A 21086-nucleotide genomic window follows, 5' to 3' on the forward strand; every position below is an offset into this window, starting at 1 on the left:
AAACCACCATGGAATCAGCCAACAAGAACGATACTGATATTATCAGGACCTCCACCATCAAGACATGCCTTCAGCAGGGCATCAGTGGCTGACTGAAGATCACTTCCCATACCGAGGGTGAAGATGATGTCATCCCTGACAACCTCCCAGACTCCGTCAGTGCAGATCAGAAATCGTCCGGTGCCGGACCATGGAACCAGGTTTACTAATACCGTAGGAGCAGCCCTGCTGGGATCACCTGATATTGAAGCTGTTATAATGTTACGGTACTGGTGTGTATACATCTGGTCGCTTGTTATGGCCCCGCTGTCACAAAGTTCCTGAACAAGCGAGTGATCATGGGAGAGTCGTTCTGCCTTTCCATTATCGATGAGATACACCCGGGAGTCCCCACAGTTGAAGATGAGTGCATGATCAGAAAAGAGGACTAACCCTGCAACTGTTGTCCCAAAACCGGTATATGAGGGATCAGCACGGACAATCCTGTCAAGAGTCTCTTTTGCCCCTTGGATCATCGCCATGACTGCTGTAGGGGACTTAGGAACCTGAACCAGTGAGCAGTACTCCAGAACAGTACGGCTGGCTACCTCACCGTGAACTGCGCCACCTATTCCATCTGCGACCATGAAGAGAGCAGGCAGGTCAGGAATATCTGCAATCTCAGCCTGGTCCATGCTGGCAGTATTGATCACCTTTCCCGGAACCAGGATGCTGTCCTCGTTACCTGACCGGAGGTATCCACGATGGGTGAGGTAAGAACAGCGTGGTGACATCATGAGATCTACTGTACCTAATACCCGGATCCAGAAGAGTATTCTGATCCACAAAATACACCTTTACCAAGATTTCAGAGATGACCGTGCATCTTTAAGGTTCACCGATAAACCGTAACTAAAAGGAGGAGAAGACTGCACCATTTTCCGATCACCCCAACTGCATATATCTATATCTGTACCAGATTGACCGTCAGGAAGGCACGACTCATTAAAAAAGACCAGTATATGCGGCTTTTAAACATGGATCTCAACCAGATTAGCAGATTTATTGGTGAGACCGAATACCAGAACGAGGTGAACGAACTTGCCGGTAGTCTCTCTGGAATCGCTTTGATTGAAGGAGCCCTTACCAGAAACCTTGCTGAAACTTACCAGAGTGTGGTTGCAATAACTCCCGGAACCCTTCATGAACTCACCGTACGGTACCTTGCCAGATGGGATATCTGGAACGTGATGCTTGTGCTCCGGAGCAGACAGTTCAATATCCCTGCCGACCAGATACGGCAGGTACTGATCCCAGCAGGAGGGATATCTCCTGGACAGATAGAGGCGCTGCTCTCACAGCGTACAATAAATGATATTATCGAGGGGCTTGAGAAGTGGGAACTGTATCCAATTCTAAAAGACGGTTTTGCCACAGGATATCGGAAAGGGCTGTTTGCAGAGGTTGAAAACTCCCTCTACATGTCATTTTACAAGAATTATTACAAGGATGCAAAATCTGGTATCAGAGGTGGTGATGCTATCCTTCCGTACATGCGGTTTGAGATAGACATTGTCAATATCAGAAACCTCTTCAGGCTCAGGGCCGGAAGCAGGGTGACCGACATCAAACCATACATAATACCGGGAGGAAACCTGAGGCCTGAATATTTCCAGCAGATGTATCCTGTAGAAGATAAACAGCAATTTGTTGCAGGAATGCAACAGGCGAAGATCCTGCCGATTCTGATGGAGGCACTGCAGGATGTGAGATGCAATGAGTCAGTCTGCGAGGCTGATGCTGCAGATCTCATCTGGAAACTCTGGGCTGAACGAAAGACACCCCTCTTTGCGATGATGATGGCAGTCACGAGACTTCGTCTTCATCGTCTCGAACAGATTTCAAGGAGATACCCTTTCTCGGTTTTGCCTATTCTTTCGTACCTTGAACACAAGAGGCATGAGGTTGCGAACCTCCGGGCTATTGCAAGGGGAAAACAGTTCGGCCTTGATGCTGACCATATCAGGCGATACTTGGTTATGTAGAGGGAGTCATGGCCTATCAGACTGATGTGAAACCAACCCGTGCCGGCCTTCTTGCACTTAAAAACAGACTCAGGATGGCTCGGAAGGCATACAATATCTTGAGTATGAAATTAGACGGGTTGATCCTTGAGGTGACACGTCTTGCTCCTCAGGTAAAAAAGGAGCACGAACTCTTGATCAAACGCTACAACCGGACCCGGTTTCTGATTGCCGCAGCGTATATGATAGAAGGAACAGTAGGTGTGACCGTCGCTGCCTACTCGGTTGAGGTAAAGCCAGAAATCGACCTCTCACAGCGCAATGTCTTTGGAGTCAAAGTTCCGGTGATCACCGGAAAAAACGTTAAGACAGACGTGATTGAACGAGGGTACGGACTGCTTGGAACAACCCTTGTCATTGACGATCTCGCTGACTCATACGAAGAACTCCTCGATGCCATTATCGTATACGCAGGAAATGAAGCAACACTTAAGCGTCTTTTGGCAGAGATTGAGCGGATCAGCAGAAGAGTCAAGGCACTTGAACACATGGTTATCCCAACTCTTGAGGAGACTGAACTGTATATCTCCCGGATGCGTGATGAGATGGAACGTGAGGATACGAGCAGGCTCTTTCATGTAAAAAGAAGAAAAGAGGAAGCAGCTGAAAAGACTGATCAGGAGAGGAAAAACAAAGCCCTGGAATGAGTTGGATCAGACCAGTGGGCCGGGTGTCTTTTCTCCAATTACCGGAAGAGCTGTGTGGCTGACCAGAATCTGATTTGGTATTACAGCAAGCCGTGCCAGAAGCAGTTCCTTGCCTCTCCTGGTGAGGATAAAGATAGGAACTACAGTTCCTGCCTGCATGAGAGCCTTTTTTCCGCATACTTCCCTGATATGACGGGATGCACAGCCGGTTGAAATGTCAGCAACTTCTGAGATTCTTACTGCATCCTCACGTGAGGTCCCGGTGACATGAACAGCCATGATAATAGCAGAAGGATCTGCGTTTCTCACGGCTTCTGCCGCATCTGCACCTGCAACGGTTACAAGCAGACGGGAATATCCAGCCTTGTGTGCAGCAGCAATTCCGGCTAGTGGATCTATGGATGCATACACTGGATCAGGAACGATTCCTCCACCGGCTTCTATCCGTTCAATGACAGACCTGATTGGAGAGGTTGAGACAAGGCCCGACATCCGGCCTCCAATCCCCTGGGCCATTGCTGGATCAGTCACTACAACTGTTCCCGCACCATCACATGCCAGAACTGCTGCATCAATGATCCCTGAGGCGAGACCCGTGCGGGTGAGCTCAGACGCACCGAATCCGACAAAATCATCATCAGAAATGAGTGAACGTTCAGGAGTACACATCCCAAATGCTTCAATCCGGTTCTCAATATTTTTCTTTACCGCTTCTGGTGTGAACTCTTCGACCGGGCATGCAAATCTTTTTGCAAGAGGGCAATCGGTGATAACTGCTTCGCCGACCTCCACAACTTTTCCATCCCGAACAACTATTCTGGATCGTCCAATCGCTTCAATGATGTGTTCATCAGTCATGGATACCTCTTAAGAGCGAGAATGGCCCCTCCTGCAAGAGCAGGGAAAAGGATTAGAAAGCCAGAACCAGATTGCTGTGTCTGGGTTGGCGTCGGAGTTGGTGGGAGAGGGAAGGGAGTGCGGGTAGGGCCTGGAGTGAAGACCGGAGTAGGTTCATCAGTTTGTCTGGCTGTTGTCGTCGTACTGACCGGAGCAGGAGTTACATCAGCAGTCTCCTCTGCTGTGGTTACTGCGGCACTTACTCCTGCCTGCGATGTGGGAAGAGTGAGTTTAATATTGTCAATATAGCCTTCAGCCTGGGGCCCTGATGTTCCATCACCAATCGAAGTGAGATATAATTGTGTCAAATCCTCCATCTTCCCAGATACTGGAGCCGAGGCAGTGAAAATGACATCAGGAGAGCCCTGCTCCTGTACAACAATGGATGCACGGCTATCTGCTGCGTAGTATGTCAGTTTTACATGGTAGGTTGTGTTGTCCTCAAACCTTACCGTTGAACCAGAACTACCAGTCGAGGGACTTGATCCAATAAGGTTAAGAGAATTCTCCTTTGAAACCGTTTTAAGATAAAAAAGTCTGCCATCTTTCTTGTTAGCCAGTTCCACCATTAAAAGAGGCCCTCTCTGGCTATCTTTCTTGTCTGTACCGATTCCGAATCTAAAGGTTGATCCGTCATCGGTTTTTTCCGGAGTCACATCAAACTCAAGAATAAACTGACCGTTCACCTTTTGAGGAAGAGCGTAGGCAGAATACCCGCCGGTGCCTCCTTCGAGAAGATAATGATATCTTCCGGTCTCAACTTCAGGGTAAAACCGGTCTTTGCTATTGGTGATCCAACCATCTCCATTTGTAAAGTCTGTTGAATAGACGACCGAACCGTCATCAGCAGGGGCAGCGGAGCAGGGGAAGGCTGCTGCTGCCAGGCAGAAGAACAGAATTACAAAGAACATGTGGGGGGTATACAGATGCATGATACTCAGATCTATTCTGACTGAAAGGATGAATATCTGCTCGTCAGGCAAGAATTTCTAATGCACTGACTGGTGAAAAAAGATGGTGTTATCCCCGCTGGAACTCTGAAATTCCACCCTGGAAGTTCATCGCCCGGCTTGACTTCTGGTAGAAGAACTTCTGATCGCTTCCTGGTCCAAGGCCGACAAACCTGAGCTTCGGGGTCTTGACATATTTGTACTCTTCTTGGTCGATGTAGAGTTTGTCATACACATCTCCTGCCGGTATTGTAAGGTTCAGAGTGGATGAGAAACTATCATATCCACCAACCTTGAAGTCGTTCACCGGACCACGGGCTATGATCTCCTCGTTCTTTACCAGTGTCACATCATTGAAATTAAACGCTACGAATTGATTTTTATCAGATGATATCGTTCCATCTGATGAGCCTCCACCATAAATGAGTTGGATGATGTCTCCGGGAGTGAATTGGTAGATCTTGCCTGCTATCTTGATAGAACTGACCGGATCAGTAATCCTCATTCTAATGTATCCGTCAGGTTCAAGGTTTCCGGCTACACTGTTTGTCATATAGACATCCATCTTGGTCGGAGCGGTTACGTTGATCCCAACAGGAGGAGAGAATTTGTTAGTCCCATACGCATTTGTGACTGTCAGGGTGACATTGTAATCCCCGCCATTTTGGAAGATGTGAACCGGGTTCTTATCTGTTGACTGGGTACCGTCTCCAAATGACCATTCATACTGTTTCGGACTTCCGGTTGATAGGTCAGTGAACTGCACGGTAAGCGGGGATTGTCCACTCTTTGGTTCTGCAAGATAGTTTGCCATCGGTGGCGAACCTATGATAACATAGTTTTCAGCAGTCTTTCGGTTTGATCCATACGAATTGGACACCAACAGGCTGACAGTATAGGAGTTTGGCACAAAGTATGTGTGAACCGGGTTCTGTAGTGTTGAGGTAGTACCATCACCAAAACTCCAGAGCCAGTTCCCGATCTTTCCATAACTCATATCGCGGAATGAGACGGTCAGTGGTGGATCTCCGACCAGTGGATCAGCAGTGAAATCAGCAGCTGGTGGCTGGTATGGATCAGCATCCTTGAATTGTACAGGAATGATAGTCGCTGCCGGTGCCGGTGTTGAGGTTGCCACAATCTCGACCGGAATTGGAGTTGCGCTTACCTTTGGTGGAGGGTCTATTCGTGCCTTGTCGATGAGAACGCTCTCACCCTTGTCAGTCATGTAATAGATCTCAACAACCCTGGGAGATTCTGGTGCCGGGTAGAAAAGTTGGACATTCTCTCCTTCAGACCAGGGCCAGGCTCCGTTCATGAAGTTGAGATTCTGATTGTTTACCACATCACCGTTGACCCTGACAACAAGACGGTCTGACGGAAGCGGATCTCCGCTTATGTGATGCATCACAATCGAATCACCTTCTCCCTCGATTGAGATGGACGCTTTCGGTATCTTCTCAGTGATCGGGTTCCATAAGACAAGAGAGAGCCCGAGACCAAAGAGGACAATCATGACCACCGCCAGTACGATGATCGTCTGCATTTGAGACATCGCCTGATCATATCGCATTATTGAATCACCCATCCGAATAATTTGAGGTTGCTGCCCCATTTTCAGCAACCTTCAGAATCGTTTTGTTAATGTTGAACCTGCTTCTATTTGTTTGATAGTAAAATCATTACATTGATAAAGTGGAGACTTCATACGACCCCACACCGCCTCTAAAGGTGAATCCTGCCGCATCCTGCACACTGAAGAGAAGTTTACCGTATGAATCAAGGCCCACGTTACTGAAGATGATCTGCTGGCCTGGTGCTGCATTTACCACCGGCTGGCCTCCAACGAGGCCCTTCGCACCATCTCTGCCTGCTATTGCTTTGATGGTGAGATCTGCTGTTTCAAACTGGAGGTACTGATCGATATTGATGACTGATACAGTTCCCGTCTCAACTTCTTCTCCATTTACAACCATGGTAACATTTCCATAATTACAGTTAAGGACGGCATTTGATACAACCGTCAGATCTCCATTTCCTCCGCTACCAAGAATTAGTTCAACATGATCTCCAGCATTAAGATAATGATCACGTCCTGCGATCCTAATGTTGGTTCCCGGGCCCTTTACTGTGAAGAAGAGCTTCGCATCAGCACTAATCTGTGCCTTACCGGTTCCCTGGATAATAGTGTCCTGCCTAAGTGATGGAGCAACAGTCACCTGTCTGGTCTGAGGAACTGAATCATCCTCTGGATCACAGAATCTGACATCAAGAGAGATATTGTATGCGCCCGGGAATGGGTAGACATGAGTCGGACTCCGTTTCATTGTAGTTGTGCCGTCGCCAAAGTTCCAGACCCGGTTTCTGATACAGCCGGTTGAGAGATCATTACACTGAACAGTTAGCGGTGCAGCTCCAGATACAGGCTGAACATCCATACTTACTCCTCCCATTGTAACAGGTGCTACAATTGGGACCTGCGTCTGGGCTGGTGTCTGTGGCACAGGCTGCAACGGCACTTCAGGTGAAGCTGGCTGCTGGCTTGCCGGCGGGGGAGTTACAGGTGAAGTATTCTGAGGAGGAGCCTGCTGATCCGGAGTTATCATCGGCAGTGGTGTTGGAGTCGAAACTGGTTGGACCGTTGTTGTATAAACGGTATACTCGGTTGACTTTGGTTTATAGAGCAGAGTTACAACTGCCGGCTTGGTATATCCTGATGTGTCTACTCTGAGCACTGTCCCTGACGACCAGGGCCATGATCCCCCACCCATGAGCATATATTTATCAGATGATGCAGCTGCCCCGTTGACCTGAACTGTAAGGAATTCCTCGCTTAGTGGTGCCCCTCCGGCATGGTAGAGGAAGAGATCCTCTCCGGTCTGACTTGGATTAATAATTACATCAGGAGCTTTATCGGAGAATGCCGGGAGTACAAAGAGGATAGCTGCAACAAGTATTGCTGCTATGGCTACCGCAGCGACGATGAGATACCTGATATCTATTTCAAGTCCCTCTTTTTCTTTTGCCGGTTCAGGCTCTTTTACCTGTTCCTGCACATTTTTATCGATTGCTGGTTCTTCTTCTGTATCATCCAGTTCCAACTCATCATCAAATGAGTCGTCTGTTGACTCTTCGGTATGCTTTTGTGCCTGATCCTGGGCCGATTCTGCAATCAGCTCCTCATCATCAAGCAGTTCAAGCATATCATCTTCTTCTTCATTCATGGAATAACTCCAGACTATCCCGGGGCGGCAGGCAGATAAACAGGGTAGATATCTGTATGATACCTATATTAAAGATCTTATATAAAATATGGCACGTAAAAGAAAAGGTAATAGTGTATTATTTCCGGCCGTTTACGCCATAACCCCTTATACGATGAAGTGCGTCATTTACCGTCAGTACTTTCTGTTCGTTTTTATTGATCCGATTATCGCCTTATTTTACAAAAATGCGTAGCATATTCACGAAAATATGAGCACCAAAAAAACCAGAGTGTTAGGACACGAGTCCTACCTTGTGGGGAAGATCCGGATCTATCTCACTCGCTTTTCTCAGGTTCATGGCGTACCCTCCATAATCCCCTGTGGATTTCTGTACCACAGCAAGATTGTACCAGGCCCATTGGTTAGTAGGATCTAATGCAATTGCATCGCTGAATGCCTGTTCTGCTTCCGGGTAATGAGCAAGAGCCTGCTCTGCTGTTCCAAGATGATACCAGGCCCAGGCATTCTTTTGATCTGACTTTATTGCATTCTGGTACATTGTTATCGCCTGAGGGATCTGGTTTCGCTCTTGTAGGAAATTTCCCCTGAATATCCAGGCCCAGGTATTATTTGCGTCAGTGGTGGTCGCATTTTTAAAGGCATCATATGACGGAGTGAACCAGTTCATCCCCTGCATTGCCTTTCCCAGGTTGAGCCAGGCCCAGGTATTATTAGGATCGAGTTCGGTTGCGTTTCTAAACGCTGCTGCCGCATCCGGATATTTACTCTGGTTTAACAGTTCCACCCCCTTGTCATACCAGGCAGTGGAATCTTCTGCAAAGCAGCACTGGGCAATGAGTACTAGAGAGAGGAGGGTAAAGAAAAACACAAGGGATCGCATAGAGGATGAGTAGGATATCATCCCTCATCATACCTTCCCTGATGGGAAAAGTGGGAACTGGTAACAGTACAGAATTGAGATTTTCACGTTGATATTTCAAACCAGATGTATCAACGTTTGATAAGGGTCAATCACTCATTGAAAAATTTCATACAGGACAATCAGTTTTAAGAAGAGATATCATCGTATCTGAATATTAAACCGGGTTTATGCTAATAAAAAATAAGTTGTATTTAGCAACCTATCCCTGTTTGGCAACAACCAGGTAAACCTGTTCCTGATTTGTCTGATCAGAGCGGCCTGCCTGCGGGTTATTACTCTGGAACCGGTGATGTGACGATGGGTTATCATTTCGATCAAATCCCTGGTTGTGTTTTTCACCTGGGAGAGCCTGATCTCCTGATGTTCCTTGAGTAATCTTCTCCTTGTTCGGACATTGATTATACATTTTTCTACCTGATTCAGGAGAATTTCCCGACATTTTTTCCTGGTTATCCCCGTTACGTGGCCCAGTGAACCGGTCAATTTCACCAGGTTCCATACTAGAGTCCCTCATGCAGGGACAGGTATCATCACGGGAACCCATCTCATGGTCTTCCCGTCCCTGTTTCATCATGCCGGGACACCCCTGATTCGGTCTTGAATGATCGGGGGAATTTTCTGATAACTTTGAATCATGATCGCCCTCGTTGTGAGGACCTGCATCATCAGGTTTCATCATTTTCATCTGACCGTGATGTGCCATCCTACAGCCGTGCTCGCCACCAACATTTTCCGGTGATGATGAACCAGACTCTCCAGAACCAGGCCAACCACTGGATCTGTGCATCTGATCACCATTATTTCCCTGGCCAGGGGCTTTCATCTTTTCGTTATTCTTCGGGAAGGAATCTGTCGGGTTGTGACCGGAGGTTCCTTTGTACATGAGGAGGAATCCGGTTCCTGCAAATAACAGGACCGCAATGACTACCAAAGATGCACAAATGAGCAATGTTCTGTCTACCAATATATCACCATCATTGTTCTTGATGTGAGAGAGATTTCAGTCCCCGCAAATACAGAATTACAAAGTCTCGATGGGGATAATAAGAATATTATACTGGCAGTTAGGGATGACGAACCTCAAGGTTGTGTGGCCCTAGCGATCAGATGCGGGATGCGTCTCAAATGTGAGAAGGCCTACAGAAGGCTGCTATTGAGGTTTTGGCACGCTGTTTGATATAAACATCAGAGGGAGACCAACAGGGGATATGGGGGGCCTGATAAAACGATTAAATCGGGAGAATCAGGTATTTGAGCCTATATTTAAGGTAAATTTTAGTAGGAATTTTGGGAGGATCAAAATGAGGTTAATTTTGGAAAACAAGGCTACAGTTTAGGATATTTTTAGAGAGATCTAATTATTATGTAAACAGATCTGAAAGACGTGCCTAAATCATTCAAGTACTATTTGAAAAATATATATCCTGAATAGTCAATACTGGTATAATTGGTCATGGTGGATACGCAGAGAGAGTCCGGATTATCAGAAGTGATTGGGTTTATCTTAATAATTGCAATTCTCGTTGTCGTCGCTTCATTGTATGTTACCTATGTGGTCCCTGCTCACGGAAGAGAGGCAGAGATCGCCCATATGACATATATAAAAAACCAGTTCGTAGATTTTAAGATGTCAATGGATTCGTTATGGATAAACAGTCAGGTGAATACTTCGTTAGCTCAGAATATTGAGATGGGGACATTAGGGCAGAAAACGGAGGGCCAATTTGTCTTTCTTCCCTTAACCCAGCCAATAGGATCAGACGGAGAGATGAAGGTCGATACAGGATCAGGGAACGGGTTGATAAAGATTGAAATCAAAGGGTTGTTTAAGGATACATCTGATGGAGTCACTTCACTTTTCACATCTAAATCAGATTTATCCAATCTGATATCTGTAAATCCAGATTTGTACCGACAACTGCTTTATTACCAATCACTGTATCCATCAAAGTTCACCAACATGATCAGGATACCGGTTCCTGTTCATCCAATAATTACAAGTCGAATTCCAGATTCGCCAAACGATTTTTCATCAAACCAGTCAATTACATATCATCTTTGCGATATTTATCCTAATTCTACGAATAGTGGAACATATCAGACCACATCAAACTGGACAGCATCAATTGATCTCCTGCGAGTTCCTGCATTTTCTGTTCCTGAAACAAATGCTACAGCATATAATTTAGCCAAAAGTCCCTATCAGATGAAAGTGGATTACCGGTATGACCTAATAATGAGTTTAACAAAGTTGAATCAATCTACAAATACAAGATACCCTGTTTTTCAAAATTTCACCCTGAATAGTTCACCCACAAGACCTTTAGAATATTGGATAAACATTCAGGATCCTGCATATGGGCTGGATACACTCGGCCCCATGGACGTAAAGTGGTTCAATGGAACATTATTGCAACAATACAATGGCACAGCAGATATTACTAAAAACTGGGATGTAAACGTTAACAAATCTGTAGATACTTCAACTGCAATAAACACAACAGATCTCGATTCAGCAATACGATCCTCTTACATAAATATTCCAGTTACAACTGGACCAACATCAATGGGAAAATTCTCCTACACCGGGAGGAACTACTACTGGGTACCACAAGAGTATTATTACCAATTCGGCGGAGTATTCTTAAAACAGAATGGAAGTGTATCCAAATTACTTCCACTTGTCTCACTAGGAGTTGCAAAAAATCTTTCAAATAGTGACATCCCATCGGTGAGCATTACTAAACTAATCATTACAGGAGAGGATAACCAGGATATTTCCGGAACAACACCAGTACAGGTTTCATCCAGGGTTTCACGAATTTGGAGAGGAGTGGTGACAGACCAGATATCTCAAAGACAGTATTACCTCGCACCAGTTACACAGAATGCTGATGATGTCATCATTACCATCTCTAATCTACCAGACAATACGAGAGAAGCATGGAGAAGTGCATTTAGTTCAATTATCCATGCTGCAAACACATCTTCAGGATTTCAAACAGATTGGGCTTATTTATCTTCTGCCGGAACGGCGGGAAACCTTACCTTTCAAGTAAAGAGTTCTGGAGGAGTATATTTGGATTATTCTGAGGTAGATGTAAATATTATCCTTCAGCCAGTGGGATGGCAGGGGTCATAATGATAAAAGAACCTGGATTATCAGAGTTAATATCCGCTCTTCTTTTAATTGTGATTTTGGTCTCTGCTGCTTCTGTTGTTCTTGTTGTTTTAACCTCTCAGTATCCTCCAAAAATTATCCCTGATCCTCGTCTTGAAATATGGAATGAAACCACCATTAACGAAAATGTAACAAACAATACAATTTATATTCAGTCAAGAGGAGGAGATCCTGTTGATGAAAATGAATACCTATTCAGGGCAATTCCAATCTCCGGGCCTCCCTACACGTTTTACTCAGACTCACCAACAATAAGCAACACAGCAGGAACAAACAACTTAGTAACAGGGAATACCATCAATTTCTCTGTAAATATGACACCAATTATCTCTTCAGTTCAAGTTATCTACAGAAATAACGGCAATGGGCATGATAGTGGATTATATGAGGTATTGATGTATGAAAAGAAGTTCCTTAAAACTTTACCAAATTCATCACCCACATCAACGAATGCTCCAACCGATTATTATTTTGTCCGATTATTAACATCGGGGAGCGGAACGGTTGTACCTAGCGGGGGAACAACAACTACATTAGATGGTTTTACAGTAGTAAAAGTCCCGGTTGGAACCCAGATTTCATTGACTGGTACAGCAACATCCGGGATTATCAATCTTGCAACCAACAGGACTGAGTTCTGGACACAAGACCACATGAATAGCACCGAAGCAGATTCCATTCCTAATGCAATCGGAAAAACCACAACCACATTCTCTCCACTAATAAATACAAATCAGACCGTTTATTTTAGTTTTGGACTACCCGAGTCCCATATTACCATTTTCAACCTGGGTGCAGGGGGAATAGTAAGTAATGGTTCTGTATCAATTTCAGATGGAGGGAGTTACACATTTACGGTTACCTCCGGTGATCCATTTAGTGCCCTATTCTCTGCTACAGGTTCAGGAACGATCAGTACCCTTCGATGGATTTCTGGAACAGCAACTGATGGTAACTCGGTAATATCAGGAGGGGAAAATGTCAAAAATGCTGCAAACAACACAACGTTTACCTATCTAAACTCATCCGTGACACAGGATATATCCCTTGCAGTAATATTTTCGCCATCATACTCAATTAAAGCTACAACCGGACTCGGAGGAACGATCTCCCCACTTGGAGTAACCAACTATTCGGCTGGTTCCACACCGACATACACAATAACTGCATCAGGTGAAAACAGATCTTATGAGATCCTTGTTGATGGAGTTGCATGGACAGATATTAATCCTGCTCATAAAACACAAACATACACATTCAGTCCATTGACTGGATCCCACACAATCCATTCACGATTTGCAATTCAGGGAGTTTGGGGAAACTATTGGGGAAGTGCAACGGTTAATGGAAGTTATAATGATCCAGATAACCGCAGGGCTGTTGGAGTTCGAAACAGTTATCCATGGCAATATATTGAATCAACCACTGCATGGAATAAACAACTGCATCATCACATTCAGTTCGCTGACTCTTTGGCCATGTCAATTCCAGCGACTCCAGCATATTCAACACTTGAAGCTGCATGGCCAAACGGGCCTAATAGAGTACCGATCAGTACAACAAATGCAGTAGGATCCAATACCGATAAAGATTATTTCTATGTTAATTGGAGTGGATTAATGTTTATCGAAAATCCTGGATCCTACCGATTCTGGATAAGGGCCGATGACGGTATCAAACTGTTTATTGATGGAGTTATGCAGTCAATCGACGCACGAGCCTGGATTAAACCATATCCACCAGATGCAGCAGACTGGTATCCATGTACAACAGATCCTTCCGTTGTAATCCCAGGATGGCATACATACACGATCTGGTATTATGAAAATGCAGGAAAGGCTGCAGCTGAACTTCGGTACCAGTTACCTGGAACAACATCAAACGCCTATAATGCGAATTTCTTTACAGACCTGTATTATCTTGTTGATTAGAATGAAAAAGAGAGAAGGTGCAGTATCTGAGGTGATAGGTGGATTATTACTATTGGTGATGGTAATAGCCGGTTTAACCATCATTATGACGATGATACTAGGCCAAATTCATACCGATACCATTCCATCAACCGATCTTATCCCAATTGATGAAACAAATACATCCACCGGCTATCATACTGTAAAAATTGTTCATAATGGAGGCGATGCACTTTCTGATGATGAGATCGAGGTATTTATAGACGGAGTCGATTCAACCTGCGACTCATATTTTACCAAAAATAAACGAGCATTCTGTATTCAGGGAGAAATTTTTAAACCGGGAGATACACTAGCATTTAAGCCTAAAAAGTCGCCAATCCATAGTCTCACCATATATTACCAGCCCCATGGATCGAATGCATCCAGTCAGGTATTGTTCCAGACATTAAAATTCACCAAAGTTAATATTTCAGAGTCCATCAATGGAATTCCATCAAATTGGTCAACATATACCGAACCACCGGTCATATCATCGATAACCATTTCACCAACAACACCACTCAAGGCAGGCTCAACAGCAACAGTATCGTGGACAGTAACAAATCAAATTCCGGTTTATGGTGCAGAAGTCAGATTAACAGGGCCTGGTGTGAATACAGTTGTCTCATCATCCACATATGACTCACTCTCCTTTACAGTACCAACAGTATCAGGTTCAGGTTATTCTCTTGTCATCACCGTTCGTGACATGAACGGGAATGTTGGAACCGGCACCAGTAATCCTTTTTCTATACAGGATGTACCTGTTGTTATGCTTCAATCTCCAAATGGTGGAGAATCATGGACTGAAAAGAGTACGCATTCAATAGTCTGGAGTTCATCAAGTCTTACTGGCATTAGTCAGACATCTCTATCTTTTTCAAAGGATGGGGGATCTACGTGGTCAACAATCTCTTCATCCCCGGGATCAAGCTCATATTCTTGGATTATTCCCACCGGCTCGAAAACAGATTTGGGAAAAATAAATGTAACCGCATGCAATTTTGCCGGAGATTGTAGTTCAGACATCAGTGACGGGGTTTTTCAGATCTCCACCTCCTCGTCATCAGGAACCATTACAGTGACATCACCAGTATCTGGTGCCGCACTCAATGGAGCAGGAAAATATCCAATTACCTGGAGTATCACATCCTCATTTAATGTTATCTCCATTGACCTAAAATACACAGACGGATCTTCCTGGATCCCTATCCAAACCGGCCTTTCCGGAGTTGGTTCATATGACTGGACAACTCCAGACACTCCCGGGACTAGATATCAGGTTTCTGTTACAGCCCATATGAGTGACGGATCAACTATATCGGGACTCAGTGGAGTATTTACTATACAACAGGTAGCCCCGACTGTTGTTGTTGAATCACCAAATGGTGGAGAGATATGGTCTATCGGATCTACTCAACAGATCAAATGGAATGCTACATCTGGATCAGGGATTTCTTCAGTAAATCTGTTGTACTCTATATCAGACAGTCCAGTTACAACAGCAATAGCATCAGGGATATCTAATACAGGGACATTCTCATGGACTGTCCCTGCAGTACCATCACAAAAGGTAAGAATAATTGTCAAGGCATTTGGTTCTAATGGGCTCACTGGTACTGATAAAAGTGATAATTATTTCCAGATTAAAGACACCACGGCACCTACAATCTCTATCACAACACCAAGGGGAGGAGAAATCTGGCAGCAAAATCCAAGCAGCAACCCACAACAGATTGTATGGATTGCATCAGATAACGTAAACGTTGATCATGTTAAACTAGAGTACTCTACAAATTCAGGGGGTTCTTACACTCAAATCACTTATGCCGAAACTCTGAATAATATTGGGTATTTCTATTGGTACGTCCCAAACACTCCCTCAACAACGTGTACAATACGGGGTACTGCATACGATTTTGCTGGAAATTCAGCAACTGCAGTGAGTAATGGATTATTCACGATCAAGAGTTGATGATGACGGATAAGGCGATTTCAGATATCATTGCAGCGATTTTGCTTATTAGTATCGTTACTGCATCCATGGGGATCGTGGGAGTTATGGTTACCAGAGACATTGTGCCTACAAAAATCCCACATATGAACTTTGAGGCCTGTATCAAAGGTGGAACGATTTACTTATACCACACAGGAGGAGACTCACTCAACCCAAAAGAATCTGATGCGGATTTCTATATTAATCTTCTTGATTTAAACAAACAGATCATTAAAACTATCAAACTGATGCCCTGGTCGGGCGATCTATGGACAGTAGGTCAGGTGAGGAATGTATCAACCGAGATGCATCCAACAATGGATCCATCTATAAAATATGTTCAGATCATTGCCAAACCTGTTGGAGGTGGAGAAAACCTCATTCAGTGGACACAAACTGGTAACTGTAATGGAACTCCATTTTCACCAGGACCAGGGTGTCTTGCCAGAGCATTTGCAGATTACTCATATATCCCGGATTCACCTGATTCATTAAAAATATCATTTATTGATAAATCCAAATATGACGATCCATCATACCCGATAACTGCATGGGAGTGGAATTTTGGGGATGGGTCTGTAGGTAATACTCCCAACCCAACCCATACATACTCCAAATCTGGAAATTATACCGTGCGACTACGAGTACATAATGCCTGTGGTAATGATGAATTTTCACATTTGATTCAGGTTGGAACCTGTTTGTCAAGTGTGACTGCATCCATTAAAACTGATCCAAACCCCCCCGAATCACTCACCGGAACACCCTTGGCGGTTACTTTCTGGGATAATAGTTCCATTTCTTCTGGTTCTACAATATCAAATTATGAATGGGACTTTGGAGATGGAACGACAGCCACAGGACCAGGACCACATACGAGGACATATTCTTATGGAATCTATTACGTCCGGCTTGTTGTAACTGATGAATGTGGAAACATTGGCACAGACTCAAAACAGGTCACAGTTACTTCAGAGAGTGACTGTACGGTATCAGCGGCTATCAGTCCTGAACCATCATCAGGGAGAACCCCCCTTCAGGTTACGTTCTACGACAATTCAACTACAACAAGAGGATGGATCAATAGTTGGGTATGGACATTTGAAGATGGTTCTACCAGTTCTGGTCAAGGCCCATATACTAGAACGTATACAAACCCGGGTCCGGGAGATAAGACATATACAATCGTTTTAAAGGTCGGAAACACCTGTGGAGCAACTGGAACAGCCAGCACAACTGTTACAGTTCATCCACCCTGTGAAGAGGTAATTACTGACTTCTTATACACAGTCAATTCTTATAATCCCCTTAACATTACATTTATAGACAATTCAACGACAGCAAAAGACATCAAAATTACAAATTACCTCTGGGATTTTGGTGATGGAACTACCTCTACAGAAAAAGATCCAACACACATTTACTCTGATGTAAAAGGGTATACAGTCTCTCTCACAGTAACAAACGAGTGCGAATCTAAAGATACGGAAACAAAAACACTTGCATACAATTGTTATCACACCATCACACCAACCGCTGGAACCGGGGGCTCAATATCTCCATCATCACCAACATCCGTTATTTGCGGCGCGAATCAGACATTTACAATAGCCTCCAGTGCCTGTAATAACATCAGTGATATAATAATCAATAATACATTACATCTAGGCCAGGTAAAAAGCCCATATATCTACAATTTCACCAAAGTTCTTTCAGATCAGAGTATAAACGCTCAGTTCACTCCAATAACCTATTACATAAATGCAACTGCAGGAGATAACGGCACTATTTCACCTTTAGGAACTGTTATACCGGTAACATGTGGAACAAGTAAAACATTCACAATAGCAGCAAATTCCTGTTACAGAATCCAATCCATCACTATCGATAATACCACATTCAATATCACAACAGGTACAAATACCACAACCTTTGACTCTATTGATAAAAATCACACAATTAGAGCTGAGTTTACCGGAAAAACATCCAATATCAATACGGTGGTATACCCAAGTGGTACCGGGAGTATTACTCCTGCAGGCCCTCTCACAATGGCATGCGGAAGCTCCAAGACATTTACAATAGAACCCGTAGGTTGCTACAATATTACAGAAGTAAAGGTAAACGGGACTGTAAAATGTTCAGGATCACAGTGTACGAATCCCTATTACTTGACGTTATCAGACATTAGATACGACCAGAATATTCAGGCTAATTTTTCGATGAATGGACCATATTATATCAATGGAACTGCATTCAGAGCGTATACCAACGACGATATAATTGATATTTATGAGCCACTCAACCAGGGGATAAGCCCATTAGGTCTAATTCCAGTAAATTGCGGTAATAATCAATACTTTTCCATGAGTTATCCCGGATATATACTTACTGATGTAATTATTGACGGGACATCAGTTGGCCAGATAAACCCATCGAATCCATACTTTACATCAGTTACATCTAATCATTCCATATCAGCAATTTATACAACAGAATGTGAGAAGGTAGATGGGTATGTTATCAACCAGACAACTGGTTCTCCGGTACCAAACATTAGAATTACGCTGACCAACAGTGACGGAACCAATCCACGATATCGATACACTAGAAATGATGGATATTTCATATTTCCAGTTACCATAAATTCGGGTAAGCATATGAATATCTATTGTTACAATTCTCCGGTATGGACCTCTGTTTACTGGAGGTACTGTTATAAGAATAATATATGTACAGATATGGGACCTAGGGATAGACCCTGGGTTGTTAATGATTTTGTGATCAATAAGGGGGCAAAATGTGGACCAACATTCTGGTTTGAGGGTATATTAAAAACCATTACCCCAGCTGATTTCATACTCAACGCTGCCCAAAAAACGGCGTATATCCCAAGTGGAGGAGAACTCTCATTCACAGTTCAAAATCCAATTAATTCAAATTGTTATATTACAGTGGCAGGTGTTCGATTTGATTTTAATGCAGGAGATTCAATCCGGATAGTTTCCAAGTCTAAACAGAGTTCGGGATATAATTTATACATGTCCAAGTCTGGCAATAATCAGCAATTAACTACATGTAATTTTGACATGGTTGAACTGTATCTTAATAATGCATTAATTGCAGAAGGACCAAGTGGTCCAGTAAATATTCCCAATTTAACAAACTTTTATTCCTCTCTCACCCTAGTGATGCCGGAAAATCAAAACATTTGGACTTCCTTCACATGGGGAGGAACCTCTATTATCAATGGGGTAGATCAAAACGGATTGACAATTTTTAATTTATCACCAAATACGAACGGAGTGCTTAATGTAAACTTAAATAGTTTATATGTTCAAGGACATGGATCGAAATATTCATCACCATAACATCCACAGAATTAAATTGAGACAATTATATTTTTGGAAAATTTGTCTATATTTACCTAAAAAGGGACTCAGAAAACAATGATATGACCTGTGTTAACTTCATTGAAGAATAAGAAGAACCATGATGAACCATTGGCATCTTCAGGCAGAGACTGATTCTCTAGATAGTATATTCAGGAGCAGTCTGTCACTTGAAGTACAATATCTTACCCTCCTCTGAGTTCTTTTGGAAGATACCACCACTTCTCTATTTTATAGGCTTCATATGGAATATCTGCCTGTATTCTCCCATCAGTTATGGCCTGACACGTACGTTCCAGTCGATCCAGTTTATCACGGTACTGCCAGATTATCCCTCTGATAAACAGATCCCCATGTTCAAGCATATAGGTACGAAGATCCAGGAGTTCTTCGGCGTGATACCGCTGTTCAAACCGTTCGGCTAGAACAAGATCAAGATCTTCAGGCTTCCATTGCGCAAAGACGGGGTATGACCTGAGCTGATAGTAGGCGTTACTCCCATAGATTGCATCGTCAAATGCTTCTTTCGGACTTTGTTGTGCAGCACGCTTGGATTTATACGTGTGATAGATCTCGTCGGCAATGTCCGGGATGACAATATTGTCCCGGTAGAACCGCATCTTCTTCTCAAGCTCCCGGTACAAGCCAAGCAGACCGTAGATAGGACCGAATTCTGGGAGTGCAATCACGGATTCATACCCAAGACCTGCATCCACTGCAGTGATGTATGATTCAGCAATATCCATCACTCCCATCGTGTCCTCAATCTCCTTTCCAATGACATTTTCACCGGCTTCATCAACCAGCCTTCCCTGCCACCCCGGAATCTCTTTTGAAAAACTATCCCTGAACGACGTGATATCCCGCATCATGTTATCCTTGAGAGCGTAGGTGATCCCCTGATCCCTGCCAAGTACACCAGATTCGTTGATAACCAGAGCTTTATACAGGACTTCATCAGGATATTTTCCAAACTGACTTGGAAGATAATATCGCAGGGTCCAGATCAGTTCACCATAATCACGGGTTACCACCGGGGTACTGGTCGGAGTAGGCTTCATCGCATCCGGCCCGGGTGTGCCCTCATCCAGACGGTTCCAGGTCAGTTTAGCCAGACGAATTGCCTCATCCCGTGAAAATTTCTCCAGGCTGATTCCAGTATAGGTATCGAGTTTATACTCTGCGTTAACGTCAACATTGCCGTATACTCCGGGCCTTTTCCACAGAAAGGCCTGGCTGTGTACAAAAAAGCCGTTTTTCTCATCAGAGGTCCAGAACAGCCCGCCCGGAAGATCTGGTATCGGTTCTACCGGGCCGTGTTCTGACCAGATTTTCTCCTGGCTCTGGCGATAGGCATCAGGAGATGACATAAAGTCATAGAGTGATGCGATCTCCTCGTTATTCCAGTCAAGACAGACTGATACAACTGCTACCCGGTCATCTGGATCTTTTGCTGAATACCCGTGATAATAAACACAGGAGGAACCCTGTTTTGAGTCGATATCACAACCTCGTGATTCTTCTTTCCATATCAGTCCGGTATAGAGATCACCAGTTCCGGGAAGGGCACGGCATATCTCAGGTTCTGCACAGGTTGCCTCAGCCCAAAATCCAATAACAGATATCAGACTGATAAAAGCGATAATGACTACAGAAATCATGATACCCGGATTATTCCTGTGCAGACCCATGATCACCACATCCCGAGAATTACAGTAATAGAAGATAAACATATCTGAGGATCAGTTTATCCGGTTATTGGTAGCAGGTCATGACTGACCTTTGTGAACTGATCATCCCGGTTCCCGATCTGTGATACCATTGGATATAGTGAGGGGAACAACACTATTTTGAGGAAT

Annotated in this window: 14 protein-coding genes; 6 read left to right on the forward strand and 8 right to left on the reverse strand. The window is 44.0% G+C overall.

Annotated features, from left to right (window positions below):
* Positions 1-14 precede the first annotated feature (14 nt).
* Positions 15-776, reverse strand: a complete 762-nt coding sequence (locus DK846_RS08705; RefSeq protein ID WP_146201184.1) for a PP2C family protein-serine/threonine phosphatase — start codon at positions 774-776, stop codon at positions 15-17.
* 147 nt (positions 777-923) lie between these two features.
* Here DK846_RS08705 and DK846_RS08710 point away from each other — a divergent pair, with 147 nt between their 5' ends.
* Complete coding sequence (locus DK846_RS08710) at positions 924-2024, forward strand: V-type ATP synthase subunit C (RefSeq protein ID WP_281269825.1); 1101 nt, start codon at positions 924-926, stop codon at positions 2022-2024.
* An 8-nt stretch (positions 2025-2032) separates the two neighbouring features.
* Positions 2033-2710, forward strand: a complete 678-nt coding sequence (locus DK846_RS08715) for a V-type ATP synthase subunit D (protein WP_109968552.1) — start codon at positions 2033-2035, stop codon at positions 2708-2710.
* A gap of 6 nt (positions 2711-2716) precedes the next feature.
* Here DK846_RS08715 and DK846_RS08720 read toward each other — a convergent pair whose 3' ends face one another.
* The 6 genes from DK846_RS08720 to DK846_RS08745 form a co-directional block, all read right to left on the reverse strand.
* Entirely contained in the window at positions 2717-3568 is an 852-nt protein-coding gene (locus DK846_RS08720; RefSeq protein WP_109968553.1) for a methanogenesis marker 8 protein, read from the reverse strand.
* Positions 3565-4539 carry a hypothetical protein gene (locus DK846_RS08725; RefSeq protein ID WP_109968554.1) on the reverse strand — a complete coding sequence of 325 codons (975 nt, stop codon included), beginning with the start codon at positions 4537-4539 and terminating at the stop codon, positions 3565-3567. Before DK846_RS08725 ends, DK846_RS08720 begins: the two co-directional genes overlap by 4 nt.
* A gap of 88 nt (positions 4540-4627) precedes the next feature.
* A complete protein-coding gene (locus tag DK846_RS08730) occupies positions 4628-6130 on the reverse strand; it encodes a PKD domain-containing protein (protein ID WP_181391697.1) in 1503 nt (500 codons plus the stop codon).
* A 109-nt stretch (positions 6131-6239) separates the two neighbouring features.
* A complete protein-coding gene (locus tag DK846_RS08735; RefSeq protein ID WP_109968556.1) occupies positions 6240-7781 on the reverse strand; it encodes a PKD domain-containing protein in 1542 nt (513 codons plus the stop codon).
* 274 nt (positions 7782-8055) lie between these two features.
* Positions 8056-8664, reverse strand: coding sequence for a tetratricopeptide repeat protein (locus tag DK846_RS08740; RefSeq protein WP_181391698.1), 609 nt, complete (start codon positions 8662-8664; stop codon positions 8056-8058).
* A gap of 241 nt (positions 8665-8905) precedes the next feature.
* Positions 8906-9670: a hypothetical protein gene (locus tag DK846_RS08745; RefSeq protein ID WP_146201185.1), complete on the reverse strand. Its 765-nt coding sequence runs from the start codon at positions 9668-9670 to the stop codon at positions 8906-8908.
* Positions 9671-10159: 489 nt separating this feature from the next.
* Between DK846_RS08745 and DK846_RS08750 the strand changes: the two genes are divergently transcribed.
* From DK846_RS08750 to DK846_RS08765, 4 genes are read left to right on the forward strand one after another with little or no spacing between them, the layout of a single operon-like run.
* Positions 10160-11848, forward strand: a complete 1689-nt coding sequence (locus DK846_RS08750) for a hypothetical protein (RefSeq protein WP_109968559.1) — start codon at positions 10160-10162, stop codon at positions 11846-11848.
* Positions 11848-13818: a PA14 domain-containing protein gene (locus DK846_RS08755; RefSeq protein WP_181391699.1), complete on the forward strand. Its 1971-nt coding sequence runs from the start codon at positions 11848-11850 to the stop codon at positions 13816-13818. The genes DK846_RS08750 and DK846_RS08755 overlap by 1 nt, the downstream gene beginning before the upstream one ends.
* A 1-nt stretch (position 13819) precedes the next feature.
* Positions 13820-15814, forward strand: a complete 1995-nt coding sequence (locus DK846_RS08760) for a type IV pilin N-terminal domain-containing protein (protein WP_181391700.1) — start codon at positions 13820-13822, stop codon at positions 15812-15814.
* Positions 15814-19206, forward strand: a complete 3393-nt coding sequence (locus DK846_RS08765) for a PKD domain-containing protein (protein WP_109968562.1) — start codon at positions 15814-15816, stop codon at positions 19204-19206. Before DK846_RS08760 ends, DK846_RS08765 begins: the two co-directional genes overlap by 1 nt.
* A 206-nt stretch (positions 19207-19412) precedes the next feature.
* Here the strand turns inward: DK846_RS08765 and DK846_RS08770 are convergent, their stop codons facing one another.
* Positions 19413-20918, reverse strand: coding sequence for a hypothetical protein (locus DK846_RS08770; protein ID WP_146201186.1), 1506 nt, complete (start codon positions 20916-20918; stop codon positions 19413-19415).
* Positions 20919-21086 lie beyond the last annotated feature (168 nt).

Origin of the sequence: Methanospirillum lacunae (assembly GCF_003173355.1) — an archaeon.
Classification (GTDB): domain Archaea; phylum Halobacteriota; class Methanomicrobia; order Methanomicrobiales; family Methanospirillaceae; genus Methanospirillum; species Methanospirillum lacunae.